The sequence below is a fragment of the Mesorhizobium sp. XAP4 genome (genome assembly GCF_029269325.1).
In the GTDB taxonomy this organism is placed as follows: Bacteria; Pseudomonadota; Alphaproteobacteria; order Rhizobiales; family Rhizobiaceae; genus Mesorhizobium; species Mesorhizobium ciceri.
Genome location: NZ_JARIXW010000007.1, coordinates 226650 through 251500, shown reverse-complemented (window position 1 = coordinate 251500; position 24851 = coordinate 226650). Strand labels below are relative to the sequence as shown.

Sequence of the window (24851 nt, the reverse complement as noted above, 5' to 3'; positions counted from 1 at the left end):
CCCCTTGTGGGAGAAGGTGGATTGGCGCGTAGCGCCAAGACGGATGAGGGGTGGCTTTGCCGGACCCCATCCAATTAGCCGTGTGCCACGAACCAGCCGTCGAGCCGCGCTTCCAGCGCTTCGACGATCGCCTCGTCGTCCAGTTCCTCGATCACCTCGGCGACGAAGGCCTTCACGAGCAGCCCCCGCGCGCTTTTCTCGTCGACGCCGCGCGCCATCAGGTAGAACAGATGATCGTGGTCGATCTCGGTGACCGTCGCGCCATGGCCGCAAATCACGTCGTCGGCGAAGATTTCAAGCTCCGGCTTGATCGAGAACTCGCCGTCGTCCGACAGCAACAGCGTGTTGCATGCCATCTTGGCGTTGGTCTTCTGCGCATATTGATGGACGTTGATGCGACCCTGGAAGACGCCGCGCGCCTTGCCCGTCACCACGTTGCGGATGATCTCCGTCGAGGTCGTGTGCGGCACGGCGTGGTCGAGAACCATGGTCACGTCGGTGTGGGTGTCGCCGGCCAGGAGGTTGATGCCGCGCAGCTTGAAATCGGCGCCTTCGCCAGTCGTCCTGACCATGATCTCCTGGCGCACCAGTCTGCCGCCGGCGTTCATGACGAACAGCGTCAGCTTGGCATTTTTGCCGATATGGGCCTTGAACTGCGCCAGATGCGTCGCCGTTTCCGGCTGTTCCTGGACGATCAGCCACGTCACCTCGGCGCCTTCGCCGAGCACGAGCTGGCTGACCGAGCTGCCCAGGGCAGCGCCGTCACCCGTCTGCCGTTCGACGATGACGGCCTTGGCGCCGGCGCCGACACGCACTGGCAGGCGCACATGGGTCTGGCCGCCGGCCTGCAGGTTCTGCAGCTCGACCGGCTTTTCGAGTTCCACGCCATCGGCGATGTCGACAAAATATCCGTCGGCGACGAAAGCCGTGTTCAGCGCGCCGATGGCGTCGTCGCTGCCATAGGGGTCGAGCCCAGGTGCTGCGCTGCCGTCGACCAGCTTTTCCGACAGGCGCTGGAAAGAGACGCCTTCAAGAACCGGCGCTTTGGCGTCGGACTTGCCGTTCAGGATCGACACCACGGTGGAACCGTCGACGATCGGCGCAATGACTTTGGCCAAGGCGGCCGGGTCGAAGTCCGGCACGGTATTCAGCAACCGGCGCAGGTCGGTATAGTGCCAGGATTCGACGCGCCGCGTCGGCAGGCCGTGCTTGATCGTCTCGATGGCGTCGTCGCGCTTCAGCATCACCGCGCCGTCACCCGGCAGCAGCGACAGCCGGTCGCCGAACGCGTCGATCAACGCTGTCTCGGCCGGTGTCCGCTGCGGTTGTGCGTGCATGTTCATCAAACTGCCCTCTGGCATCTCACGCTGCTTCGCCGATCACGCCGGCGTAGCCGTTGGCTTCCAGGTCGAGCGCCAGCGACTTGTCGCCCGACTTGATGACCTGCCCCTTGTAGAGCACATGCACGGTGTCGGGCACGATGTGCTCAAGCAGGCGCTGGTAATGGGTGATGACCAGGAACGCCCGGTCCGGCGCGCGCAGCGCGTTGACGCCATCGGAAACGATCTTCAGCGCATCGATGTCGAGCCCGGAATCGGTTTCGTCGAGCACGCACAATTTCGGCTCCAGCAGCTTCATCTGCAGGATCTCTGCCCGCTTCTTCTCGCCACCGGAGAAGCCGACATTGAGCGGCCGCTTGAGCATCGCCATGTCCATGCTGAGCGAGGCGGCGGCTTCCTTCACGCGCTTCAAAAATTCCGGGATCTTCAGCGGCTCCTCGCCACGCGCCTTGCGTTGCTCGTTCATCGCCACCTTCAGGAATTCCATGGTGGCGACGCCCGGTATCTCCATCGGATACTGGAAGGCGAGGAAAATGCCTGACGTGGCGCGCTCGGCCGGATCCATTTCGAGGATCGACTGGCCGTTGTAGAGGATGTCGCCTTCGGTCACCTCATAGTCCTCGCGGCCGGCGAGGATGTAGGACAGCGTCGATTTGCCCGAGCCGTTCGGCCCCATGATCGCGGCGACCTCGCCGGCTTTCACCGTCAGGTTCAGACCGCGGATGATTTCGGTGCCGTCATCGACGATGCGGGCGTGCAGGTTTCTGATTTCAAGCATTTTTTCGTTTCCTGAATATCTGTCCGGTCAGCCGACCGAGCCCTCAAGCGAGATACCGATCAGCTTCTGCGCCTCGACGGCGAATTCCATCGGCAGTTGCTGGATGACGTCCTTGACGAAGCCGTTGACGATCAGCGCGATCGCTTCCTCTTCAGGGATACCGCGCTGCATGACGTAGAACTTCTGGTCCTCGGAAATCTTCGACGTGGTCGCTTCGTGCTCGAACTGCGCCGTCGAATTCTTGGCTTCCATGTAGGGCACGGTGTGCGCGCCGCACTGGTCGCCGATCAGCAGGGAATCGCAGTTGGTGAAGTTGCGGGCGTTGGTCGCCTTGCGGTGCGCCGAGACCTGGCCGCGATAGGTGTTCTGCGAGAAGCCGGCGGCGATGCCCTTGGAGATGATGCGGCTCGACGTGTTCTTGCCGAGGTGGATCATCTTGGTGCCGCTGTCGACCTGCTGATAACCGTTCGAGACAGCGATCGAATAGAACTCGCCCGAGGAATCGTCGCCGCGCAGGATGCAGCTCGGATATTTCCAGGTGATCGCCGAGCCGGTCTCGACCTGCGTCCACGAGATCTTCGAGCGATCGCCACGGCAGTCGCCGCGCTTGGTGACGAAATTGTAGATACCGCCCTTGCCCTCGGCGTCGCCGGGATACCAGTTCTGCACCGTCGAATATTTGATCTCGGCATCGTCGAGCGCCACCAGTTCGACGACGGCAGCATGCAGCTGGTTCTCATCGCGCTGCGGCGCCGTGCAGCCTTCGAGATAGGAGACGTAAGCCCCCTCCTCGGCGATGATCAGCGTGCGCTCGAACTGGCCGGTGTTCTTCTCGTTCATGCGGAAATAGGTCGACAGCTCCATCGGGCAGCGCACGCCCTTGGGCACGAAGACGAACGAGCCGTCGGTGAACACGGCCGAATTCAGCGTGGCGTAATAATTATCGGAGGTCGGCACAACCGAGCCGAGATACTTCTTCACCAGTTCGGGATGCTCGCGGATGGCTTCCGAGATCGAGCAGAAGATGACGCCGGCCTGCGCCAGCTCCTTCTTGAAGGTGGTGACGACGGAAACGGAATCGAACACGGCGTCGACGGCGACGCGGCCCGATTTGTAGACATTGTCGCTGACTTCCTCGAGTTCCGAGGCGTCGGTCTTCTGCACGCCGGCGAGGATTTCCTGCTCGCGCAGCGGAATACCCAGCTTCTCGTAGACCTTCAAGAGTTCGGGATCGACATCGCTGAGCGAGGTCGGGCCGGGCGTGCTCTTGGGCGCCGCGTAGAAGTAGATGTCCTGGAAATCGATCTTGGGATAGTGGACGCGCGCCCAGGTCGGCTCGTCAAGCGTCAGCCAACGGCGATAGGCTTCCAGACGCCATTCCAGCATCCAGGACGGTTCGTCCTTCTTGGCCGAAATGAAACGGATAATGTCTTCGCTGAGGCCTTTGGGGGCCTTATCCATCGCGATTTCGGTCTGGAATCCATATTTGTATTGGTCGACGTCGATCTTTCGGACCCGATCGATCGTGTCCTGCACAGCAGGCATATGCGTTCTCCATCCACGCCGGGGTCAAGGCCCGACAGTTTTCAAACTATGGCACCGCCAAAACGAACCCCAAAAAGGCGCTTGCGGCAGCGTAAGTTTCATATAGTGCGCTTCGACCGGAAATTCACCCGGCCAGCATGAAACGCACGGCTCTACCAGGCCGAATGGCCCAAATCATTTTCGTCAAGCATCGGATTTTCCCGAAAATCGCTACGTGCTTTTCGGTCCGATGCCCCAACCGCTCACGCGGCTTTTTCTCTATCCGCCCGACGCGCGGCGATTCCCGTCAGCGCAACGCGAAACAACTCGATGTCTTCCGCGCCCGTCGCCGGACCGATCGACACGCGCAAGGCGCCAAGGCTGTCACCGTATCCCATGGCTTTCAGCACATGGCTCGGTCCGACCTTGCCCGACGAACAGGCAGAGCCGGCCGACAGCGCTACACCGGCCAGGTCGAAGGCGATCTGCGCGGTTTCGGCTTTGACGCCCGCAATAGCGAAGAATGCCGTATTGGCAAGCCTTGGCGCACCGGTTCCGAAGATTTCCGCGTCCGGCACCAGCGTTTTCACGATGGCCTCGATCTCGTCGCGGCGCCGGCGCACCGCATCTATGGCCGGCAACCCGGCCAGGGCTTCGCGTGCGGCGGCGCCAAAGCCGGCAATGGCCGCGAGGTTTTCGGTGCCGCCGCGATGGCCCTTTTCCTGGCCACCGCCATTGATCAGAGGCTTCGGCATCATCAGGTCGGAAGCGGCGACGATGGCGCCAACGCCCTTGGGGCCGCCGATCTTATGCGAGGACAGAATCAGGTAATCGGCGTAACCCGCTGACATATCGATCGAAACACGCCCGGCGGCCTGCACGGCGTCGACCATGAGGATGCCGCCCGCCGCCTTGACGATCCGGGCGATGCGATCGATCGGCTGGATGACGCCGGTCTCGTTGTTGGCGGCGTGGATGGCAACCAGCGGCAGGCCTTCGCTCTTGTCATGACCACTGAGCGCTGCCGCCAAAGCGTCGAGATCGGCGATACCGTTGGCGTCGACGCCGATCCGGTTTACCTGCGCTGACGGGAAATGTCCGCCGTTCAACAGGCAGGGATGATCGGCCTCCGACACGTAAAGCCGGCTCATGCGCACCGTGCCGCGCCCCATCTGCCAGTCGGGTGACAGCAGCGTCGAGGCTGCTTCCGTGGCACCGGAGGTGAACACGACGTGCTCGGGCTTGGCGTTGACGAGCGCCGCCACGTCACGCCTTGCGGTCTCGATCAGACGGCGGGCCGCCCGCCCCTCGGCGTGAACCGATGACGGATTGGCGGCGACATCGAGCGCCGCGACCATAGCTTCGCGGGCCGCGGCAAGCAGCGGCGCACTGGCATTGTAGTCGAGATAGGCGCGTTTTGCGGCCATTTTCGTCCGTCAAGTCCCGTCAGAAGCCATTCCGCCGTCGTATGGCGTTATTTCCTTGAAATTCCAAGGCGAGCCGTCCTATTTACGCGGCTTGCGGCGCGGGTGGCCGGGCTCGATGTCTTGCCACTCAGTTTTGAACAATTCTAAACTAGCTTCTAAGAAGACGCTCGCCCTGCGTCAAGGCCAGAGGAAACGTTCCAGGCACCGCGCATTCGTATTACCTAGTGGAGTATTTTATGCCTGAGGTCATTTTCACCGGTCCTGCCGGCCGCCTGGAAGGTCGCTACCAGCCTTCCAAGGAAAAGAGCGCGCCGATTGCCATCGTCCTGCACCCGCACCCGCAATTCGGCGGCACGATGAACAACAAGATCGTCTACGACCTCTTCTACATGTTCCAGAAGCGGGATTTCACCACGCTTCGCTTCAATTTCCGCGGCATCGGCCGCAGTCAGGGCGAATTCGACCACGGCACCGGCGAGTTGTCGGATGCCGCTGCGGCGCTGGATTGGGTGCAGTCGCTGCATCCCGATTCCAAGAGCTGCTGGGTCGCCGGCTACTCGTTCGGATCCTGGATCGGCATGCAGCTTCTGATGCGCCGGCCCGAGATCGAAGGCTTCATCTCGATCGCGCCGCAGCCCAACACCTATGATTTCTCGTTCCTGGCGCCCTGCCCGTCATCGGGCCTGATCATCCATGGCGATGCCGACAAGGTGGCGCCGCCGAAGGATGTGCAGGGCCTGGTCGACAAGCTGCACACGCAGAAGGGCATCACCATCACCCAAAAGACGTTGCCCGGCGCCAACCATTTCTTCTCCAACGATGCCGACCTGCTGCTCGAGGAATGCGCCGACTATCTCGACCGCCGGCTGGCCGGCGAATTGTCGGATCCGCGGCCGAAGCGGCTGAGATAAGCAAAGAAAGCAGGGACGGCGATGTACGAACCTCCTCATTTCAGGGAAACGCGGCCGGAAATCCTGCACGGGCTGATCCGGACGCATCCGCTGGGCCTGTTGATTTCCAACGGGCCCGATGGGCCGGTCGCCAACGCCATCCCGTTCCTGCTCGACGCGGAAATCGGGCCGAACGGCAGGCTGCGCGCCCATCTGGCGCGGGCCAACCCGCAATGGCGCCTGTTGGCCGACAATCCGGCGTCAACCGTACTGATCGTCTTCCAGGGCAGCGATGCCTATGTGACGCCGTCCTGGTACGAGACCAAGCGCGAGACCGGCAAGGTGGTGCCGACCTGGAATTATGCCATCGTGCAGGTTCGCGGCACCGTCAAGGTGATGGATGATCAGGACTGGCTGGCGCAGCAGATCGCCGATCTGACCGTCTCCCAGGAAGGCGCCCGCGCCGCGCCCTGGGCGGTGACCGATGCGCCGGAGCCCTTCATCCAGTCGCAGATCAAGGGCATTATCGGGCTGGAAATCGAGATCAGCGAAATCCACGGCAAGTGGAAGGTCAGCCAGAACCGGCCGGTCGCCGATCGCGTCGGCGTTGCACAGGGGCTCGAAAGCGAAGACCACCAATCGCCCGGCATGGCCGACCTGGTCAGATCCTATGGCGGACTGGACGGCAACTGAACTTCGAATGCTCAGGCAGCCTTCCTTGTCGGTCCGATCAGCCGAAACGTTCTCTTGCGGACCGGCAGTCCCGACGGCGTCGGCCGGAAGATGAAGCCGAGCCGGGCAAAGACCAGCCCGCAGGCAAGCGCGAAACCGCAGCCAAGGCCGAAGCCGGCGACGGTGTCGCTGGGATAGTGCGCGCCAACGAAGATACGGGTCGAGGCGATGCAGGCGGTGATCGCCAGGGCGATGTACCATCGCCGCGGAAACAACAGCAAAGCGACCCCGAAAACCGCGCCCATTGTCGTACCATGGCCGGACGGAAAGCCGGCGAAGCGCGCATCGAAAGCGAAGGGGTGCAGGGTCAGCACGCCAAAGTCCTCGTAATACAGCGGGCGAGCCCGGCCAATGGCATATTTCAGCACATTGACGGCGATCCCCGACAGGCCGGTGGCGCACAGCACCAGAAAAGCCAGGCAGGTCCAGTTGTAGAGCAGCATCAGCGAGCGCCGCGACAGGCTTCGCCAATCCGTCAGGTTCGCGGCGACAAGCAGAAGCACTGAGGGAATGATATACCAGCCTCCCAGGCCGAACTGGGTGAAAAAGTCGGCAGTCCGGGCAAATCCCGCCGACCACTTGCCGTGAAGCATTCCGGCCGGAGTGTCGAGACGAACAAATGCCGCCGCGGTCAGCAAGACCCAGACCAGCACCCAGACCGACCACAAAATATTCGGGTATCTGGCCGGCCGGGTGGCAAGGCGGCTTTTGGCGATCTGCATCGTATCGCGAAAGTTGTCGAGCGACCGGCGCCCTATGCCAAGGAGCAGGCTCGAAACGGGCGGGCGTGATTTCACCAGCATAGGAAATTCGACCCCATTGTTGCCGTCATGGGCATCGGCGAGCCGTCACTGGGTTACACGATAGAGGCCGAGCGACAGTTTGTCTCCCGACGAATAGTTGAGGCCGTCGACCTCGGCAACGCGGCTCGCCGACTTGCCTTGCGCCTCCAACAGGCCATTCAGCTTCTGCTCGTCGCCGATTTGTGCCAGCGCCAGCGCGCAGGCCGGATCGCCGAGCAGATGCTTGGCGACGCCATCGACATCGGTCAGGACCGTCTTGGTGCCGACCAGGAACACCAGGCTCGGCTCGTGATATTCCGCTGAGGCGAGCACCGTGGTGTCGCAAGGCCTGTTGGCCTGGACTGCCGCCTCGATCGCCGGGCTCAGCCAGATCGGCTTCAGCGAAGGCGCGATGACGCCGAACAACAGCCCATAGGTGATGCCGGCGCAGACCGCGATGGCGCCGATGCGGGAGAGCGGCACTTGCAGCTGTCGCGAAAAAGCGAAATACCCTGCCGCCAGCGCCGCCGCGGCGGCGGGGATGCTCCACCAGGAAAAGGAGCCGGTGAGATAGATCGGCGCTCCGACGCAGACCGCCGCCAGGCCAAGGCTGACCACGGCAAGACCGAATGCGGTCGACCACCACAACCAGTCCTGCCAGCGCCTGAGCGGCGCATTGGCCTCCTGCGGCGACAATGTCAGCAGCCAGCCGATCAGCAGCGCCATGCCGGGATAGGCCGGCAGGACATAGTGCGGCAGCTTGGTCGGGATCAGCTCGAACACCAGCCAGAACGGAATGTACCAGGCGAGGCAGAAACGCAGCCGGGGATCGTCGCGCAGACGGTTGAGGGCCTGCAGCCCGGCGCCGACCGCGATCAGGCCGAACGGCCACATGAACAAGGAATAGGTCAGCATGTAGAAACCGGGCGGCAGGCCGTGCGATTCCTCGCCCGAGGCCACCTTGGCCATCATGTCCTTGCCGACGGCATCGTTGAGAAAGGCGCCGCCGCTCTTCCAGGTGATGAGGGCGACCCAGGGCAACACGATGAGCACCACCAGAGCGACACCGCGCACCAGCTTCAGCTTCAGGAGCCAGCGCCAGTCGCGCTCGAAGGCAAACAGGGCGGCGACCGTGAGCACCGACAGGAGCGGAGCCACCGGCCCCTTGATAAGGATTCCAAGTCCTTGAGCGGCCCAGAATATCCACGGAAGATGGGCGGCTACCGGTTTGTTGCGGCGCGATGCCAGATAGATCTGGGCGAGCGCGCCTTGCGCCGCCACGCAGCAGGCCAGCAGCATGGCGTCGGTCTTGGCGTCACGGCCCTCGAAGGCGGTGGCGAAGATCGCCGCCATCATCAGGCCGGCGGCGAGACCGGCATTGGCCCCGAACAGCTTGGTGCCCGTCCAGGCGATGCCGACGACGGCCAAGGCAATGCCAAGCATGGAGACGAGGCGGTAGACCCAGATCGGCGCCGCCGCCCCCTCGCCGCTCAGCGCCACGGCCGCCGATTGCAGCCAGTAGATGCCGATCGGCTTCTTGTAGCGCGAGGCATCCTGAAAACGGATGTCGACATAGTCGGAGGTTTCGACCATCTGCTTGGTAGCCTGGACAAAACGGGATTCGTCGCGGTCGATGGGTGGAAGGCTCGCCAGTCCGCTGAACGTCATCAGCACGCTGAACAGAAAGAGAAAAAGATAGTTCCTGTTCATCGCGGAGCTTTCCGGATCTGATCTGCGGGATGGCCCCGTCGCGGCGCCTCAGGCCCTGCCCTGCGCGGCGCCTCAATACGCCAGCCCAAACGACGAAGCAAGGATTCGCAACGCCATCCGCGCGGGCTGCAAACCGGAAACCACTTTTGCTGATCGCTAGACCTTTGTCTGGCGCGATCAGTCGCAAAACCGGAAACCACTTTTGCTGATCGCTGGACCTTTGTCTGGCGCGCGATCATCGCAAAACCGGAAACCACTTTTGCTGATCGCGCTTGGATGCTAAACGCCCGCGTTCATGCACGCCTGAGCCACAGCGGCCGGACGCTTTCGGGAATAGAAAAAATGCCTGTCTTCAAATCGGATTTCCTGCGCACGATGAGCGAGCGCGGTTTCATCCACCAGACTTCGGATGATGCCGGTCTCGACAATATCTTCGCCAAGGAGACGGTGACAGCCTATATCGGCTTCGACGCGACCGCCAAGAGCCTGCACGCCGGCTCGCTGATCCAGATCATGATGCTGCACTGGCTGCAGCAGACCGGTCATCGGCCGATCGCGCTGATGGGCGGCGGCACCTCGATGATCGGCGACCCGTCGTTCAAGGACGAGGCGCGCAAGCTTTTGACCCCGCAGGACATCGAAGACAATCTTGCAGGTATCCGCCGCAACTTCATGCCCTACCTCAAATTCGGCAGCGGTCCCAACGACGCCATCATGGTCAACAACGCCGATTGGCTGATGGAGATCAACTACGTCAATTTCCTGCGCGATGTCGGTCGTCACTTTTCCGTCAACCGCATGCTGGCGTTCGATTCCGTCAAGCTGCGGCTCGATCGCGAGCAGTCGCTGTCGTTCCTCGAATTCAACTACATGATCCTGCAGGCCTATGATTTCGTCGAGCTCTACAAGCGTCTCGGCTGCCGCCTGCAGATGGGCGGCTCCGACCAGTGGGGCAACATCATCAACGGCATCGACCTCGGCCGCCGCATGGAGGACGCGCAGCTCTATGCACTGACCACGCCGCTGCTCACCACCTCGTCGGGCGCCAAGATGGGCAAGTCCGCGTCGGGCGCGGTCTGGCTCGACGCGGAGATGCTGAGCCCCTACGAATTCTGGCAGTACTGGCGCAACACCGAGGATGCCGACGTCGCCCGCTTCCTGAAGCTCTACACGACGCTGCCGCTGGACGAGGTGGCGCGGCTCGAGCGGCTCGGCGGATCCGAGATCAATGAGGCCAAGAAGATCCTCGCCACCGAGATCACCGCCCTGCTGCACGGCCGCGCGGCCGCCGAGCAAGCCAGCGATACGGCGCGCAAGACGTTCGAGGAAGGCGCGCTCGCGGAGTCGCTGCCGACCGTCGAGGTCGACAGGACAGCGCTCGAAACCGGCGTCGGCATCCTGTCGCTGCTGGTTACCGCCGGACTGGCGGCGTCGAACGGCGAAGCGCGGCGGCATGTGCAGGGCGGCGCCGTGCGCCTGAACGACGAGCCGGTGAGCGACGAGCGCCGGCTGGTGACCCCTCAGGATTTGAGTCCGGAAAACGTCGTAAAGCTTTCCTTGGGAAAGAAAAAACACATTCTGATACGGCCGATTTGAACTTGGTCACCGATACTCAAAAATCGACCTGAATATTCCGGGCGCGATCACCGACAGCGGATTGATGTCCAGCAACGGCTTGTTGGCGTTGCCTTTGAGCCGGTAGGTGACGCCGATCAGGCCACGGTCGCGGCCATTGCCGAGCAGCGCGCCAACGATGGGCAATTCGCCGAAGATGCGATTGAGGCCATAGACCGGCATGAACGTGCCGGTCATGTCCATGTTGTTGTTCTGGTCGTAGAGCGTCCCCTGGAACGTGGTGCCGATGCGCGGTCCGCGCAGCACGCCATTGGCCAGTTTCAGATAGCCGCTGCCCTTGTCGATCTCGGCGTAGCCGCGTTCGAACTTCACCCGCGACGTATCCAGCTTGCCCTTGACCGCCTGGTTGAGGCTGCGGTTGTCGCCGGCTGGCGTGGTCGAGACGATGGAGGCGAGTTTCGGTTCGTTGACGACGAAAAAATTGCTGGTGTCGACCTTGCCCTTGAGCGATCCGTCGCTCGGCCCGGCCAGTGCGAGCGTGATCACGCCGCCTTCCATATGTTCGTAGATGTTGAGGAACCTCAGGATGGCGCCGGCGTCCGCGGACTGCATGTTGAGCGTGCGCCGGCCGGCGCCGGTCGTGTTGCTGATCGATATGGCCGCACCTGAACTGGCCGTGGCGCTGACCTTCAGCCCGTTCACCCGCGAGCCGGCCGCGCTGTAGTCGAGCTTCAGATTGGACAATTGCTCGTCGTGGAAACCGGTCAGCCGGTCGACATCGGCGCTGACGGAAATGGCGTCGGAACCGGTGGTCTTGGTAGCCGTGTCGACGTCGGAGGTGAACTGCTTGATGAGCGAGCGGGCATCGAGCGCATTGCCCGATATGTCGACCGCATAGCCCTTGCCGGACCGCTTCACCGACACGGCAACGTCGTCGCCTCTGTTCAAGGTGACCTTGCTGAACCGCGCCGACGACAAGGCGCCATTGACCAGCACGATGCTGCCGTCGACGGAGAACGTCTTTCCGTTGAGATTGAAATCGGACAGCGTCGTGGTGTCGCCGGACTTGGTCATGACGAAGGTGACGTTGGCGGGCACCCCCGCCCCCTTGCTCCAGCCCGCCCAGGGAATGTCCAGCCTGGCGTTGGTCAGATCGGCCGAGACGTTCTGGTCGCCGCTGCCGTTCTTGTCGATCGCCACCTTCACAGTTCCGGCAAGCAGCGGCTTCAGGCCGGGCATGGCGGCGGCGCGGATCTTGTCGTCGAGCACCAGGGCCACCTTGCGGCTGCGCGCCGGCCCCTCATCCCTGAGCGGCTCGATCAGATCGAGTTCGGCCGGAATGCCGTTCAGCAACGCCTTGGCGGAGATCACCGCCTTCTCGGGGTCGACCGTGATCGAACCGTCGGCATCTGTCACGACCTGTCCTTCGAAGGGCTTGGCCAGCGACATGCCGGTGTAGTCGAGCGACACCAGCCAATCGAGCTTCGAGGAGTCGACGCCGGACTGCAGCGGAATATCCGCCTTGACGTGACCGGTGACGCTGCCCGACAGGTCCTCCGGCAGAATGCCGACATGGCGCATGGCGTTGATCGGCTCGTAGGATGCGAGTTCGGCAACGGCGGATGCGTCGCCGTCGACATCGATGTCGAGCGCGCCGACGACCGGCGGGCGGTTGGCCGCCTTGACCGTCAGCGTGCCGTTGCTGGCCGCCACGGTGCGGCCGCTGGGCATGTAGACGGTGCCCGAGGAGAGCGAGATATCGACATCGTTGCCGTGAAAACCGACGACGCCGACCGCGTCGCGTATCGGCGGGATGCGGCCGGCGGTGTCGAAGCGCGATCCCTCGATCTGGAAGCGGCCGAACACCTCATCGGCCGAAAGCGGCACGCCGTTGCCGAGCCGGCCCGGCACCACCTGGAACTGAAGGTTGGCGTCGACGACACGGCCGCCGAACAGATTGGCCAGCACCCACAGCCGGGCATTGCGCGCCGAAAACCACGGCCATAGCTGCTTGACGTGAGAGACCTGCATGTCGTGGATGTTGAACGCCAGATTGATCCCCGGCACTTTGCCGTCGACGAACGCCACGGCGGCGGTGCCAAGCACCTCGCCGGAGCCGGCGGACCGAAGCGCGATCTGCTCGGCCACCAGTTTGTGGCTCACCGTGTTGTAGACACCGGCGATCCGGGCGAGGAAGGTGAGCGCCGGCTCGGGCGACTCCGAAGGCGCAAGCGACGACCCGTCGCTGGTCAGGTCGTAGCGATAGGAGGGCTCTTCACCCACCGCTCCGCTTGCCGGCTTCGGCCCGATCGAACCGGCGAAATCGAATGTCGAGCGGCCGGTCTTCAGCAGCAATCTGTCGACCTGGACCTTGTTGCTGCCAGCAACCAGCGTCGCATTGATATCGACGTCCGCCGCCAGCAATCCTCGCGTGCCGAGATCGAGGACAGAGCCCGTCGATGACAAAGCGGCCGTCAGCCGCGATGCGTTCACGCCGAATCCTTCCGATCCCGTCAGCTTCAACGCGACGGGTCCCAACTTGCCGGCAGCGGCCGCGCCGGTGTCGGCCAGATCGACGCTCGCATCCAGCGCCGTGACCCGGTGCGCCGCGATATCACGGGTGGCGGTAGCGGCAACCGTAAGCGTCCTGCCGTCGATGTCTGCCTTCGAGGAAAACTGCATGCCTCCCGGTCCCGACTGCACGACGGTGGCGTCGGTGATCTTGACGAGCTTGATCGCTCCGGTTTCGGGCAGCACGAATTCGACATTGCGAAGATCGATGCGACGCAGCGAATCCTCCCGCACGGCATCGAGTGCGTGGTTGATGTTTCCGAACACCGCGGCGGACAGCTTCTCCGGATCGATGAGGCCGTCCGCATTGCGCAGGCCGGCGGTCCAGTCGCCGCCTGACGGCATCGCCGCCACGACGATGCGGGCATCCGAGATCCTGGCGCTGGTCAGCCGCACATCTCCCCACAGCAGCGGGAACAGACGCACGCCGAAGCGCACGCGGCCGGCATCGGCCATCGGCTTGCCGTCTGATGTCTTCAAGCTGACGTCGCTGACCTGAAGCGCGATGAAACTCGAACCGTCGAGCGTGATGCGGGCAGGCCCGACCGCGACATTGACATCGACGCCCGCCAGTTTCTCAAGCGCCGTTTCCGCCTCGGCGCGAAGCCGGTCGGCTCCGATGCCGGAGGCGCCAACCAGATAAACGAGCACGGCGGCCAGCAGCACGAAAGCGACCAGACCGGCGAACAGTCGCGACAGGATGCGAAAACCGCGTCCGATCGACGCTTGACCAAGCGGCGGCACACGGCAGGCGGACGGAAAGGTCCCCAGGTCGGTGATCTCATCACGCCTGAACCGGATCTTCTCGTGCTGCGGTCGCTCCTGATCCACGCAATTTTCCGTTGTACGAACTCGATCGTGGACGAATCCCCGTCCGACACTATATCGGTGTGGCTTCGCGCGTAACCTCAAACAAGGGCATCGGTATGGCTGACCTCGACGTAGGCGATCTCGCGCCGCAATTTGACCTGCCGCGGGACGGCGGCGGATCGGTCAGCCTTGCCGCATCGTCCGGCAAGCCCATCGTGCTCTATTTCTATCCGCAGGACGACACAACAAGCTGCACGCAGGAGGCGATCAGCTTCTCGCAGTTGAAGCCGGAGTTCGAGAAGGCCGGCGCCGTGGTGATCGGCCTGTCGCCCGACCCCGTCAAGAAGCACGACAAGTTCAAGTCGAAATACAATCTCACCATCGACCTCGCCGCCGACGAGGAGCGCAAGGTAATCGAGGCCTACCATCTGTGGGTCGAGAAATCGATGTATGGCCGCAAGTATATGGGCGTCGAGCGCGCGACGTTCCTGATCGGCCGCGACCGGCGGATCGCCAGGATCTGGCGCAAGGTCCGCGTCAAGGGTCATGCCGAAGAGGTGCTCGAGGCCGTTCGAGCGCTTTGAGGTTTGCCGGCGAGGCTGGCCCAGGTTCCCTTGCCACCTTACGCACGCCTGGCGGGCAATCGCTGTGAGCAAGCTATCGCTGCAAGCCTTTGTTAACCCTAATAATGTGTAATCAAGCTGTCGTGGTGTCGTAAACGAAAGCTTGGTCCCGTGAACGCAACCGGTCAGTCCGCAGTCTTCGGCAAGCGTAAGGAGCCCCATACGGTCATCATCGCCCGGGGCAACGAGATCAGGCATTTTACGATCCGACCGTGGCTGGCGGCCTTTATCGGCTCGGCGCTGGCCGCCATTGCCGTCGGCTACCTCATGGCCACCTCCTATCTCGTGCTGCGCGACGATTTGATCGGCGCCACAACGGCGCGTCAGGCGCGCATGCAGCAAGCCTATGAAGATCGCATTTCGGCGCTTCGCGCCCAGGTCGACCGCATCACCAGCCGGCAGTTGCTCGACCAGCAGCTGATGGAAACCAAGGTCAGCGAACTGCTTGAACGCCAGAGCCAGCTGAGCCAGCGTCATGGCCGCCTTGGTCCGCTGCTCGAACGCGCCGAGAGCGAAGTCGGCGCAGCGCCGGCCGAAGATCCGGCAGCGGCTGCGAAGCCGGACAAACGCGCCGAAGTGACCGGCAGCATCAAGGAGCCCGCGCGGAATTATGCGGTCGCCAGCCTGAGCGCCGATCTCGGCGCCGGCGACACAAGGCCGTTCTCGCTGTGGTCAACCCGCTCCGATCCGCTGCCCAATGATTCAGCCGCCGATCGCGCCGACAAGCTCTTCGTCTCCATCAACCAGTCGTTGAAATCCATCGAGAGCGATCAACTGACCCGCATCAGCACGCTTGCCGACAATGCCTATAAGAGCGCCGATGCCATCACCCAGGCGCTGGAGGCGGCCGGACTGCCCGTCGACAGCGACTTCGGCAAGGGCGACAGCGACGTCGGCGGACCGCTGATCCCGCTCGACAGTTCGATGATGTTCGACAGCAAGGTCAAGGAATTGGACGAAGCGCTGGACGCGCTCGACCATCTCAAGAAAGAAGCGCGCCAGCTGCCGCTGACCAACCCCGCGCCGGGCCACTCCGTCACCAGCCCGTTCGGCGTGCGCACCGACCCTCTCCTTGGCACCGCCGCCCTGCATTCCGGCATGGATTTCAGGGCGCCGATCGGCATGGCCGCAAAAGTCACGGCGCCTGGCACCGTCACCAAGGCCGGCTGGAACGGCGGCTATGGCCGCATGGTTGAAGTCGACCACGGCAATGGTTTTGCGACACGTTACGGGCATCTCAGCGAGATCGACGTGACCGTCGGCGAGAAACTGGACGCCGGCGCCGTCATCGGCAAGACCGGTAGCAGCGGCCGCTCGACCGGCCCGCATCTGCACTACGAAGTCCGCCACAATGGCGAAGCGATCGATCCCTTGCGCTTCCTCACGGTCGGCAAGAAGGTCGCCCAGTATCTGTAAGCGATCCCAGGCTCCTGCCCCATGCGCCGATGACCATCATGATGGCTGACTAAGGCGCTCCCGTCGACAGAAACGCCGTCGCTGCCGCAACCAAGGTGGTCGCGCCGACCTTCAACGCGGCCTCGTCGACACGAAACCGGGCGTGATGGAGCGGAAAGACCGATCCGATCTCCTCGTTCCGGATTCCCAGCCGAAAATAGACCGAAGGACGTTTCTCGCTGTAGTAGCCAAAGTCGTCCGCGATCGTCCATCCGGGCGTGTTGAGGACGCTGTCGGCACCGATGCAGGCCTTGGCGCTGGCGGCAATCAGCTCTGTCATCTCGACATCGTTGACGACGCCGGGTTCGCCCTTGTGGATGTCGACCTCGACACGCGCGCCGTGGCTCGTCGCCATACCCTCGGCTATCGTACGAACGCGGTGCCAGGCCCGCTCGCGGGTTGCATCGCTGCCGCTGCGGATGGTGCCTTTCAACGTGACCCTGCCGGCGGTGACATTATATGCGTTGCCGCCATTGATGGCCGTGACGGAAATCACCAGCGGATCGTACGGATCGGTCTCGCGCGAAACGATCTTCTGCAATTCGCTCACCAGGGAGCAAGCCACGGCCAACGCATCGACACCTTCATGCGGTTTTGCCGCGTGCGCTGCCGAGCCGATGACGACCACATCGAACGTGTCACAGGCCAGAGTGTAGGGACCGGAGCCGACGGCGATCTTGCCGCTCGGTGTGTACGGATCGACGTGGACGCAGATGGCGGCGTCGATGTCGTCGAGAAGCCCCTCTTCCACCACCCGCTTGCCGCCCGACGGTTCGTCCTCCTCCGCCGGCTGGAAGATCAGGCGAACGGTACCGCCAAAACTGTCCCGCGACTGGTGAAGATGCGCGGCCACCGCGAAAGCCATCGATGCATGGGCGTCGTGACCGCAGGCATGCATCACACCAGGATTCGTCGATGCATAATCGACACCGGACTCCTCCTCGATCGGCAAGGCATCGATGTCGGCGCGAATGGCGATCTTTCGATTTGACGGCCTGCCGGCGCCGACAATATCGACGGCAAGGCCAAAGCCGGCGACGTCGCGAATGTCGACGATTCCCTGATCCACCAGCATCTGCCTGAGGTAACGCTGCGTGCCGGCCTCCTGGTTCGAAAGCTCGGGATTGCGGTGCAGATGGCGACGGACCTCCATCATCCGGTCGAGAATTCCGGCGTCGATATCGGTCGTCACGGTTTTCACAACACCACCCGCCGTGGCCGAACCCTCAGGATTTGACATGGATCTCTCGCGGGAACTTCGTCAGGGTCTCGTGGCCGGTTTCGGTGACCAGGATGGTCTCGCTGACCTCGATGCCCCAGCCGTCCATCCACATGCCAAGGATGGAATGAACGACGTTGCCCGGTTCAAGCACCGTCTTGTCGCCCGGCCTGAGGCTGATCGTGTGTTCGCCCCAATCCGGCGGATAGGCGACGCCGATGGAGTAGCCGATGCGCGATTCCTTCTTCAGTCCATAACGCTGGATGACCTTGCGCCAGGCAGCTTCGACCGCTTCGGCAGTCGTTCCCGGCCTGACCGCGTTGAGCACCGCGTCCATGCCCTCGATCACCGCTTTGGCGGTATCCGAGACATTTGTCGGCGTCTTGCCAAGCTGCATGGTCCTGGCGAGGCCGGCGGCATAGCGGCGGCAAACGCCGGCAAGTTCCAGCGCAATCGTCTCGTTTTCTCCGAACCGCCTGTCGCTCCACATGATGTGCGGCGCCGAGGCATTCTCGCCACCGAGGATTGTCGGCGGAAGTGCTGTGATGTCGCCGGCAAAGTCCGGGCTGCCCGCGATCTGCGCCGCCTGGATGGCGGCGATGGCGTCGCATTCGCGAACGCCCGGCGCGATCACCTCGAAGGCTCGCGTGACGGCAGCTTCGGCGAGCGTCGATGCCTTGCGCAAATAGGCGATCTCCGGCGCCGATTTGACCGCCCGGATCCAGTTCACCAGCAGGTCGGCATCGTGCCATTTTGCATTGGGAAGTCCGGCGACAAGCCGGGCGTGCGCCTTGGGGGAGAAATAATAGGCTTCGAGTTCGATGCCGATACGGCGACTCCCCCAGCTCTTGGCGACAATCCAGTTCGCAATCCAGTCCATGGGATGGCGATCGCCTCGCTGGACATGGTCTTCCGGAAAGCCGACCACGTTTTCCGGTTTCATCCAGGCTGTCAGAAGACCGCCGGCCGCATCCATGGCGCGCCCGATCCAGACCGGCTCGACCTCCTCGATTGGAACCAGCACCATTTGCGGCGTGTAGAACGACCAGCCGTCATAGCCGGTGATGTAATGCTGGTTGGCAACGTCGTTGACGACAAGGAGCTCGAGACCGCGCTTGGCCATCTCGGTGCGGATCTTGCGAAGCCGTTGTTGGTACTCGTCGCGGGCAAACGGCAATTCGATCATCTTTGCTCCATGCTTTGTCAGATCAACGGTCGCGGGGTTCGCTCACCATTGAAGAGGTTTCACCATGGCGGCAATCGGCCAGGGCGGCGTGTGGGCAGGTCCTGAACCGGGTACGTCCATACCCGGCCTTCCCAAGATTTGTGTTTCACTATCATTTATTTTTGAATTCCATTTGACTGAATAAATAAGCGGTGCCAAGCTATCCTCTCCTAAGGGGCGCAAGGCATGGCACTGCGGGGGACCAATCAGGAGTTCGGGCGGCCATACAACCGGCGCATCGTGCTTGAGTCCATCCGCCTGCACGGGCCGATCGCGCGCGGCGAGATCGCCCGGCGCGTCGGCCTCACCGTCCAGACGGTATCGACCATCGTTCGCGAACTGGAAGATCAGGACTACATCCTGTCGCTGCGCGAAGAGCCGAGGGGGCGCGGCCTGCCGCCGGCGACGCTCCGGATCAACCCCGAGGGCGGCTATGCCGTGGGTATCCACATCACTCCGCTTGGTATCAGCGCCGCCTTAATCAATCTGAGCGGCGACGTGATCGAGAGCATCTACCGCGAAGCGCCGAACGCGACGCCGGACCGCGCCTTCGAGTTGATCGGGGCGATGGTGGTGGAATTGACCAGACTGCGGGCTGGCGGACGGGTGCTGGGCGTCGGCATGGCCCTGCCCGGCCCCTTCGACGTGGAGTCCATGAGTTTCGTGGGGCCGACCACCATGACCGGCTGGAAGGATGTGGCGCTGCGCGAACGGCTGGCGGCCTCCACCGGATTGCCGGCCTTCTTTGAAACCGATATGGCCGCGGCCGCCATGGGCGAGCGCCTCTATGGCCTCGGCGCCCAGTTTTCCGAATACTACTATCTCTATTTCGGCGTCGGCCTTGGCGGCGTCATGGTTCATGACGGCAGCGCCTTGCGCGGCGCCTGGGGAAATGCCGGCGAGATCGGACACATTCCCGTCATTCCCGGCGGCGAAGCCTGCCCTTGCGGCAACAGCGGCTGCCTCGAAAGATATTTGTCGCTCGAGGCGCTCCGGCGCTGGAACGGCAGCGAGGCCGAATGGGTGGCCGAAGTCGCACCGATCTTTCACAACGCCGTCGCCGTCATCGAGAACCTGTTCGACCCGGAGACGGTCATCCTCGGCGGGCTGGCATCCACCGACCTGCTCGAAATGCTGGCTGGTTCGGCCGCAGGCCTGCACAACTCCGTCTCGGCCCGCAAGGACCGCACGACGCCCAGGGTCGTGGTCGCGCGCGGCGGACAGCATTCCGTGCTGCGGGGCGCCGCCGCCCTGGCGGTTTCCGGGGTTCTGTCACCTCGCTTCGGGCAGATGTTCGCGGCCGAACGCGAACGCGAGCGCGACCTTCTCAAAGGCAGGGAGATTGCGGCATGAGTGAACCCCTGCTGGTGCTCGACAACGTCACCAAGAACTATGGCGCGATCGAAGCGCTCAAGGGGATCAGCTTCTCGATCGGCAAGGGCGAGGTCGTGGCGCTGCTGGGCGACAACGGCGCCGGCAAATCGACACTGGTGAAGATCATATCAGGCGGACTGGAGCCGACATCGGGCCGCATGCTGTTCGAGGGCAAGGAATTCCTCGCCAAATCACCGGCCGAGGCCAAGGCGGCCGGCATCGAGACCGTCTACCAGGATCTCTCGCTGTGCACCAATGTCGACGTGGTCGCCAATTTCTTCATGGGCCGCGAGATCACCCGCAAGTTTCTCGGCATTCCCGTGCTTGACGAGCGCGCCATGGAAGCCGTCGTCGGAAAGGCGCTGGCCAATGCCGGCACCCGCATTCCCTCGCTGCGCGCCAATGTCGAGCACCTTTCGGGCGGCCAGCGGCAAGCCATCGAACTCAACCGCTTCGTGCACTGGGGCGGCAAGCTGGTGCTGCTCGACGAACCATTCGCCGCCCTCGGTGTCGAACAGACGCGGCGCGGTCTCGACATGATCCGCCAGGTGGCCAACCAGGGCATCGGCGTCGTCATCATCACCCATATCATGCAGCAGGCTTTTCAGGTCGCCGACCGGATCGTGGTGATCCGCCAGGGCGTCGTGGCCGGCGATGTCGCACGCAATAAAACAAGTCCCGACGCGGTGATCAACATGATCACCGGTGAGACGCTTGCCGGTGCCGGACCGACAGGCTGAGGGACAAAAGAGGGGTCCGGCTTAAGAGGAGCGAACGACATGAAGCGAATACTTCTTGCTGTCTTCGGTATCCTTGCACTGGCCTTTGCCACGCTCACGCCGGCATTCGCCCAGTCCAAGGGTATCGTCTACTATATGGTGCCGACCCTGCTGGACGAGTTCCAGACCGGCTCGGTGAGCGCGCTGGAACTGTTCCTGAAGCAGACCGGCTACGAGATGAAGACGCTGAACGCCGACAACAAGACCGACGCCCAGCAATCGCAGATGAACGACGTCATCGCGCTGAAGCCGGCGGCCATCATCCTGGCTGCAGTCGACTTCAATGCGCTGAAACCGTCCATCGAAGCCGCACGCGCTGCCGGCATCCCGGTGGTCGAGTTCGACCGCCAGATCACCTCGACCCCGTCCGACTTCACCTCTGTCGCCGGAACGGTCGAGATCGGCTACGTCGCCGCGGATCAGGCCGAGAAGCTGCTGAAAGCCAAGAACGGCTCGGTGAAGGGCAAGGTTCTGCAGGTGCTCGGCGACCCCGGCGATCCCTACACGCTCGACATCCAGAAGGGTTTTGAGGAGAAGATGAAGGCTTTTCCGGACGTCAAGATCATCTCGCTTCCGGCCATGCAATGGGAAGCCAGCAATGCCGGCACAATCGTTGCCGACCAGATGCTGGCCAATCCCGACATCGACCTGATCTTCAGCCATGCCGCGCACCTATCGGTCGCCGCCGTCGCCTCGCTCGAGGCGGCCGGCAAGAAGCCGGGCGACGTCATGCTGATGAGCTCGAACGGCGCTCCGGTCGGCCTCGACCTGATCCGCAAGGGCTGGCTCAACGCCGAAATCGAGCAGCCGCTTTACGCGCAGGCCGCGGCTGTCGCCATGTTCATGGACAAGATCGTCAAGAAGCAGGAAATCAAGCCCGGCGAATACGACGTGCTCGGCCTGAAATCGACCGTGACCAAGGAATCCTGGGGTCCGAACATCAAGATCCCCGGTGCCGCGATCACCAAGGAAAACGTCGATAATCCGGCCTTCTGGGGCAACCAGAAGCCGCCGACGGACACCGTCAAGTCGGTGGAATAGTCATCTGAAGCGCTCCGGGCCGTAGCGGCCCGGAGCCTGCCTTTTCACAACGCCGCGTCCGAAAGGATGCCGTGGCGAATTTGAATCCGCGCCTGAACCCGACGGAATCGAGTTGATTTCGCGGGGGCGCCAACCGGATCAGCCCATGAACCCGCGCACACGCAAAGCCCTGGAGTTCGTACTCGACAACCTCGTCTGGTTCATGCTGCTGTTCGTGCTGGTGGTCTTCTCCATCTTCGTCCCGAACTACTTTCAGCTCGGTATCTTCGCCAACATCATCGAGGCTTCGAGCGTGCTCGGCGTCATGTCGATCGGCCTGGCGCTGGTGATCATCGCCGGTCACATGGATCTGTCGGTCGAATCCGTCGCAGCGCTCAGCGCCATGGCGGTCGGCATCCTGTTTTGCTCGTCGGGCATCGGCATGGGCGTGCAGCTGCATCCCGAGTGGCTGATGGTTCCGGTTTCGCTGCTGCTGGCGCTGGCAGTCGGGGGTCTCATCGGCGCCTTCAACGGCTATCTGGTGGTCAAGGTGAAGATGAGCGCCTTCATCATCACGCTGGCGTCCTACATCTGGGTGCGCGGCCTCGTGTTGGTCGTGTCGGGCGGCCGCTCGGCGCAGGACCTGGCGCCGGCCATCCGCTGGTTCGGCATCCAGCGCCTTGTCGGCCTGCCGCTCACCGCCTGGATCGCGGTTGGCTGTTTCGTGGTCTTTTCGCTGATCATGGCCAAGACGCCGTTCGGCCGGCATCTGGTGATGATCGGCGGCAACGAGACGGCGACCTTCCGCGCCGGCATCCGGGTGAACCGCAATCTCATCATCGCCTTCGTGCTCGCCGGCGCCATCGCCGGCCTCGCTGGCTGGCTGCTGGCGATCCGCACGTCGGGCGCCACCGCCAATCTCGGCGTCGGCTTGCTGTTCAACGCCTTCGCCGCGGTCGTCATCGGCGGCGTCAGCCTCAAAGGCGGCGTCGGCACCCTCCCCGGCGTCTATGCCGGCGTGCTTTTGCTCTCGGCCATCAACACGGCGATCAATTTGATGGGCCTGCCGGCCAATTTCACCCAGGTGATTCATGGCCTGCTGGTGCTGGCCGCGGTGCTGCTCGACGCCTTCAAGCAAACCATTCGCCAAAGACTCGCATGACAGGACGGCTCGCATGACAGGACGGCTAAAAGACAAGGTGGCGCTCATCGTCGGCGCCGCCCGCGGCATCGGCAAGGGCATTGCGCTCCGCTTTGCCGAAGAGGGAGCGCAGCTGGTGCTCGCCGACACCGAAGTCGAAGCCGGGCAAGCGACCGCTGGCGAGTTGGGCGTCCCCTTCATCCGCACCGACATCTCGCAAATGAGCGACGCCAAGGCCGCCGTGGCGCTGGCGCTGAAGCAGCATGGCCGTCTCGACATCATCGTGCAGAATGCGGGCATCTATCCCTGGCAGCTGATCGAGAACACCAGCGCCGACGACTGGGACCGAGTCATGGCGGTCAATCTGCGCGGCACCTTCAATGCCAGCCGCGCGGCCCTGGTGCCGATGAAGGCGCAACGCTTCGGCCGCATGCTCTACACCTCCTCCATCACCGGTCCGCATGTCACCAGCCCGGGCCATGGCCACTATTCGGCCAGCAAGGCCGGCATCAACGGCTTCATCCGCGCCGCGGCACTGGAATTCTCCGGCTACGGCATCACCGTCAACGGCGTCGAGCCCGGCAACATCCTGACCGAAGCGATCGAGCTGCATCGCGGCGAGGCGTTCATCAAGAACATGGAGGATTCCATCCCGCTTGGCCGCCTCGGCAGCCCGCGCGACGTCGCCAATGCCTTCCTGTTCCTCGCCTCGGACGATGCCAGTTACATCACCGGCACGACCATCGTCGTCGATGGTGGGCAGTTGCTGCCCGAAGGCAGCGATTTCCGGCTCGTTCCGCCATGATCATCGATTTCGGCGATGGCTTCTTCCTGCGCCAGGCGACCGAGGCCGACCATCCAGCACTTGCCATGATCTGCCTCAAGACCGGTGATGCCGGCCAGGATGCAACCGGTCGCGAAGACGCTCCGGATCTGTTGGGCCAAATCTACACCATCCCCTACCAGGTGCTGGAGCCCGACCTCGCTTTCATCGTCGATGGGCCAACGGGCGCCGCGGGCTATCTGCTGGGTGCAAAAGACACAAAGGCTTTCAATGCAGGCCTGGCAGCAAGGTGGTATCCGCGCCTTCGCGCGCAGGTGACCGATCCCGGACCCGACCGCACGCGCTGGAGCGGCAGCGACTGGGCTCGCCACCAGATCCATCATCGCGACTTCACCATTCCGCCGGCCCTGGCTGCCTACCCTTCGCACGGTCATATCGACCTGTTGCCGCAAGCGCGTGGAAAAGGCATCGGCCGGCGGGCGATGGCTTTTCTCGAGCAAAGGCTCGCCGCGCTCGGATCACGCGGGCTTTGCCTCGAAGTGATGCCGGACAATCACAACGCGCTGCGCTTCTACAGGGCCATCGGATTCGCAGTGTTGCGGGAGCCGGGATTGCCGGACCACAGCATCTATGTCGCCAAACGGCTGACAACCGCACCGGAGATCGTGCGCACCGGAGATCGTGTGAATGGTGGGCGATGACGGGCTCGAACCGCCGACATCTTCGGTGTAAACGAAGCGCTCTACCAACTGAGCTAATCGCCCGCTCCGGGCCGGACCTTTAAGCGGTCAGGGTCCGCTTCGCAAGGCCAAATGAGCGCAGGACGCCCTGGTTGGATGCCGGTTTTGCCAACAAAACGCCGGCTGTCAAAAAACCTTCTCCTGTTTGCTGTTATGATGGTTTGGTGCGCTTGACACCCGGTGGCGAACCCCTTATCCAGCGCCCCAACGACGAACGCGGCTGACACGTGTTCGCCATGCGCGGGTGTAGCTCAGTTGGTTAGAGTGCCGGCCTGTCACGCCGGAGGTCGCGGGTTCGAGCCCCGTCACTCGCGCCATTTCTCTCAAGGGTATCAAGCCCTTGGCTTTGGAG

The 24851-nt window shown here is 63.2% G+C and carries 20 protein-coding genes and 2 tRNA genes; 12 read left to right on the top strand and 10 right to left on the bottom strand.

The annotated features are described in order from the left end of the window. Nucleotides 1-74: 74 nt before the first annotated feature. The 4 genes from sufD to P3C39_RS27425 form a co-directional block, all read right to left on the bottom strand. Nucleotides 75-1343 (bottom strand): Fe-S cluster assembly protein SufD, encoded by a 1269-nt coding sequence (gene sufD / locus P3C39_RS27440; protein ID WP_275954662.1) that lies wholly within the window; start codon nucleotides 1341-1343, stop codon nucleotides 75-77. Between the two features lie 19 nt (nucleotides 1344-1362). Then, entirely contained in the window at nucleotides 1363-2118 is a 756-nt protein-coding gene (sufC, locus tag P3C39_RS27435) for a Fe-S cluster assembly ATPase SufC (RefSeq protein WP_023810312.1), read from the bottom strand. A gap of 27 nt (nucleotides 2119-2145) precedes the next feature. Beyond that, the gene (sufB, locus tag P3C39_RS27430; protein WP_013532161.1) at nucleotides 2146-3663 is read right to left on the bottom strand and encodes a Fe-S cluster assembly protein SufB; all 1518 of its coding nucleotides are present in this window, start codon (nucleotides 3661-3663) and stop codon (nucleotides 2146-2148) included. A gap of 242 nt (nucleotides 3664-3905) precedes the next feature. After that, nucleotides 3906-5069 carry a cysteine desulfurase family protein gene (locus P3C39_RS27425; protein ID WP_275954663.1) on the bottom strand — a complete coding sequence of 388 codons (1164 nt, stop codon included), beginning with the start codon at nucleotides 5067-5069 and terminating at the stop codon, nucleotides 3906-3908. A 236-nt stretch (nucleotides 5070-5305) separates the two neighbouring features. Between P3C39_RS27425 and P3C39_RS27420 the strand changes: the two genes are divergently transcribed. After that, nucleotides 5306-5980, top strand: coding sequence for an alpha/beta hydrolase (locus tag P3C39_RS27420; RefSeq protein WP_013532163.1), 675 nt, complete (start codon nucleotides 5306-5308; stop codon nucleotides 5978-5980). Nucleotides 5981-6001: 21 nt separating this feature from the next. Next, nucleotides 6002-6652: an FMN-binding negative transcriptional regulator gene (locus P3C39_RS27415; protein WP_013532164.1), complete on the top strand. Its 651-nt coding sequence runs from the start codon at nucleotides 6002-6004 to the stop codon at nucleotides 6650-6652. 11 nt (nucleotides 6653-6663) lie between these two features. On the opposite strand, the gene P3C39_RS27410 is transcribed toward P3C39_RS27415, so the two are convergent. Together P3C39_RS27410 and P3C39_RS27405 are read right to left on the bottom strand one after the other, a co-directional pair. Further along, nucleotides 6664-7494, bottom strand: coding sequence for a phosphatase PAP2 family protein (locus P3C39_RS27410; protein WP_063171956.1), 831 nt, complete (start codon nucleotides 7492-7494; stop codon nucleotides 6664-6666). A 45-nt stretch (nucleotides 7495-7539) separates the two neighbouring features. Then, nucleotides 7540-9183: a glycosyltransferase family 39 protein gene (locus tag P3C39_RS27405; RefSeq protein WP_275954664.1), complete on the bottom strand. Its 1644-nt coding sequence runs from the start codon at nucleotides 9181-9183 to the stop codon at nucleotides 7540-7542. Nucleotides 9184-9525: 342 nt separating this feature from the next. Here P3C39_RS27405 and tyrS point away from each other — a divergent pair, with 342 nt between their 5' ends. Then, a complete protein-coding gene (tyrS, locus tag P3C39_RS27400; RefSeq protein ID WP_275954665.1) occupies nucleotides 9526-10779 on the top strand; it encodes a tyrosine--tRNA ligase in 1254 nt (417 codons plus the stop codon). A 6-nt stretch (nucleotides 10780-10785) separates the two neighbouring features. On the opposite strand, the gene P3C39_RS27395 is transcribed toward tyrS, so the two are convergent. Beyond that, the gene (locus tag P3C39_RS27395; RefSeq protein ID WP_275954666.1) at nucleotides 10786-14160 is read right to left on the bottom strand and encodes a DUF3971 domain-containing protein; all 3375 of its coding nucleotides are present in this window, start codon (nucleotides 14158-14160) and stop codon (nucleotides 10786-10788) included. Nucleotides 14161-14255: 95 nt separating this feature from the next. Here P3C39_RS27395 and P3C39_RS27390 point away from each other — a divergent pair, with 95 nt between their 5' ends. Further along, nucleotides 14256-14723 (top strand): peroxiredoxin, encoded by a 468-nt coding sequence (locus tag P3C39_RS27390; protein ID WP_013532169.1) that lies wholly within the window; start codon nucleotides 14256-14258, stop codon nucleotides 14721-14723. Nucleotides 14724-14873: 150 nt separating this feature from the next. Continuing rightward, entirely contained in the window at nucleotides 14874-16178 is a 1305-nt protein-coding gene (locus P3C39_RS27385; RefSeq protein WP_024504580.1) for a M23 family metallopeptidase, read from the top strand. A 49-nt stretch (nucleotides 16179-16227) separates the two neighbouring features. Here P3C39_RS27385 and P3C39_RS27380 read toward each other — a convergent pair whose 3' ends face one another. Both P3C39_RS27380 and P3C39_RS27375 read right to left on the bottom strand, forming a co-directional pair. After that, entirely contained in the window at nucleotides 16228-17457 is a 1230-nt protein-coding gene (locus P3C39_RS27380; protein WP_275954667.1) for an amidohydrolase, read from the bottom strand. Continuing rightward, the gene (locus tag P3C39_RS27375; RefSeq protein WP_275954668.1) at nucleotides 17444-18622 is read right to left on the bottom strand and encodes a M24 family metallopeptidase; all 1179 of its coding nucleotides are present in this window, start codon (nucleotides 18620-18622) and stop codon (nucleotides 17444-17446) included. The genes P3C39_RS27380 and P3C39_RS27375 overlap by 14 nt, the downstream gene beginning before the upstream one ends. Before the next feature lie 225 nt (nucleotides 18623-18847). Here P3C39_RS27375 and P3C39_RS27370 point away from each other — a divergent pair, with 225 nt between their 5' ends. The 6 genes from P3C39_RS27370 (at nucleotide 18848) to P3C39_RS27345 (ending at nucleotide 24460) form a co-directional block, all read left to right on the top strand. Further along, the gene (locus tag P3C39_RS27370) at nucleotides 18848-20014 is read left to right on the top strand and encodes an ROK family transcriptional regulator (RefSeq protein WP_275954669.1); all 1167 of its coding nucleotides are present in this window, start codon (nucleotides 18848-18850) and stop codon (nucleotides 20012-20014) included. Then, nucleotides 20011-20775 (top strand): ATP-binding cassette domain-containing protein, encoded by a 765-nt coding sequence (locus P3C39_RS27365; RefSeq protein ID WP_013532175.1) that lies wholly within the window; start codon nucleotides 20011-20013, stop codon nucleotides 20773-20775. Before P3C39_RS27370 ends, P3C39_RS27365 begins: the two co-directional genes overlap by 4 nt. 39 nt (nucleotides 20776-20814) lie before the next feature. Beyond that, nucleotides 20815-21855, top strand: coding sequence for a sugar ABC transporter substrate-binding protein (locus P3C39_RS27360; RefSeq protein ID WP_027162389.1), 1041 nt, complete (start codon nucleotides 20815-20817; stop codon nucleotides 21853-21855). A 145-nt stretch (nucleotides 21856-22000) separates the two neighbouring features. Continuing rightward, a complete protein-coding gene (locus tag P3C39_RS27355; RefSeq protein WP_013532177.1) occupies nucleotides 22001-22996 on the top strand; it encodes an ABC transporter permease in 996 nt (331 codons plus the stop codon). Between the two features lie 13 nt (nucleotides 22997-23009). Then, complete coding sequence (locus P3C39_RS27350; protein ID WP_063171951.1) at nucleotides 23010-23780, top strand: SDR family NAD(P)-dependent oxidoreductase; 771 nt, start codon at nucleotides 23010-23012, stop codon at nucleotides 23778-23780. Beyond that, entirely contained in the window at nucleotides 23777-24460 is a 684-nt protein-coding gene (locus P3C39_RS27345) for a GNAT family N-acetyltransferase (protein WP_063171950.1), read from the top strand. The genes P3C39_RS27350 and P3C39_RS27345 overlap by 4 nt, the downstream gene beginning before the upstream one ends. On the opposite strand, the gene P3C39_RS27340 is transcribed toward P3C39_RS27345, so the two are convergent. Further along, nucleotides 24448-24523, bottom strand: a tRNA-Val gene (locus tag P3C39_RS27340). The two genes, P3C39_RS27345 and P3C39_RS27340, sit on opposite strands and share 13 nt — an antisense overlap. 216 nt (nucleotides 24524-24739) lie before the next feature. Between P3C39_RS27340 and P3C39_RS27335 the strand changes: the two genes are divergently transcribed. Next, nucleotides 24740-24816: transfer RNA gene (locus P3C39_RS27335), tRNA-Asp, on the top strand. The last annotated feature ends 35 nt before the right edge of the window (nucleotides 24817-24851 follow it).

What these genes read in the sequence shown, in the direction of transcription:
- P3C39_RS27350 (WP_063171951.1), top strand. Translation starts at nt 23,010, where the DNA reads ATGACAGGACGGCTAAAAGACAAGGTGGCGCTCATCGTCGGCGCCGCC.
- sufC (WP_023810312.1), bottom strand. Translation starts at nt 2,118, where the DNA reads ATGCTTGAAATCAGAAACCTGCACGCCCGCATCGTCGATGACGGCACC.
- P3C39_RS27355 (WP_013532177.1), top strand. Translation starts at nt 22,001, where the DNA reads ATGAACCCGCGCACACGCAAAGCCCTGGAGTTCGTACTCGACAACCTC.
- P3C39_RS27415 (WP_013532164.1), top strand. Translation starts at nt 6,002, where the DNA reads ATGTACGAACCTCCTCATTTCAGGGAAACGCGGCCGGAAATCCTGCAC.
- P3C39_RS27365 (WP_013532175.1), top strand. Translation starts at nt 20,011, where the DNA reads ATGAGTGAACCCCTGCTGGTGCTCGACAACGTCACCAAGAACTATGGC.
- P3C39_RS27425 (WP_275954663.1), bottom strand. Translation starts at nt 5,069, where the DNA reads ATGGCCGCAAAACGCGCCTATCTCGACTACAATGCCAGTGCGCCGCTG.
- P3C39_RS27380 (WP_275954667.1), bottom strand. Translation starts at nt 17,457, where the DNA reads ATGTCAAATCCTGAGGGTTCGGCCACGGCGGGTGGTGTTGTGAAAACC.
- P3C39_RS27360 (WP_027162389.1), top strand. Translation starts at nt 20,815, where the DNA reads ATGAAGCGAATACTTCTTGCTGTCTTCGGTATCCTTGCACTGGCCTTT.
- tyrS (WP_275954665.1), top strand. Translation starts at nt 9,526, where the DNA reads ATGCCTGTCTTCAAATCGGATTTCCTGCGCACGATGAGCGAGCGCGGT.
- P3C39_RS27345 (WP_063171950.1), top strand. Translation starts at nt 23,777, where the DNA reads ATGATCATCGATTTCGGCGATGGCTTCTTCCTGCGCCAGGCGACCGAG.
- P3C39_RS27410 (WP_063171956.1), bottom strand. Translation starts at nt 7,494, where the DNA reads ATGCTGGTGAAATCACGCCCGCCCGTTTCGAGCCTGCTCCTTGGCATA.
- sufB (WP_013532161.1), bottom strand. Translation starts at nt 3,663, where the DNA reads ATGCCTGCTGTGCAGGACACGATCGATCGGGTCCGAAAGATCGACGTC.
- P3C39_RS27390 (WP_013532169.1), top strand. Translation starts at nt 14,256, where the DNA reads ATGGCTGACCTCGACGTAGGCGATCTCGCGCCGCAATTTGACCTGCCG.
- sufD (WP_275954662.1), bottom strand. Translation starts at nt 1,343, where the DNA reads ATGAACATGCACGCACAACCGCAGCGGACACCGGCCGAGACAGCGTTG.
- P3C39_RS27370 (WP_275954669.1), top strand. Translation starts at nt 18,848, where the DNA reads ATGGCACTGCGGGGGACCAATCAGGAGTTCGGGCGGCCATACAACCGG.
- P3C39_RS27375 (WP_275954668.1), bottom strand. Translation starts at nt 18,622, where the DNA reads ATGATCGAATTGCCGTTTGCCCGCGACGAGTACCAACAACGGCTTCGC.
- P3C39_RS27405 (WP_275954664.1), bottom strand. Translation starts at nt 9,183, where the DNA reads ATGAACAGGAACTATCTTTTTCTCTTTCTGTTCAGCGTGCTGATGACG.
- P3C39_RS27420 (WP_013532163.1), top strand. Translation starts at nt 5,306, where the DNA reads ATGCCTGAGGTCATTTTCACCGGTCCTGCCGGCCGCCTGGAAGGTCGC.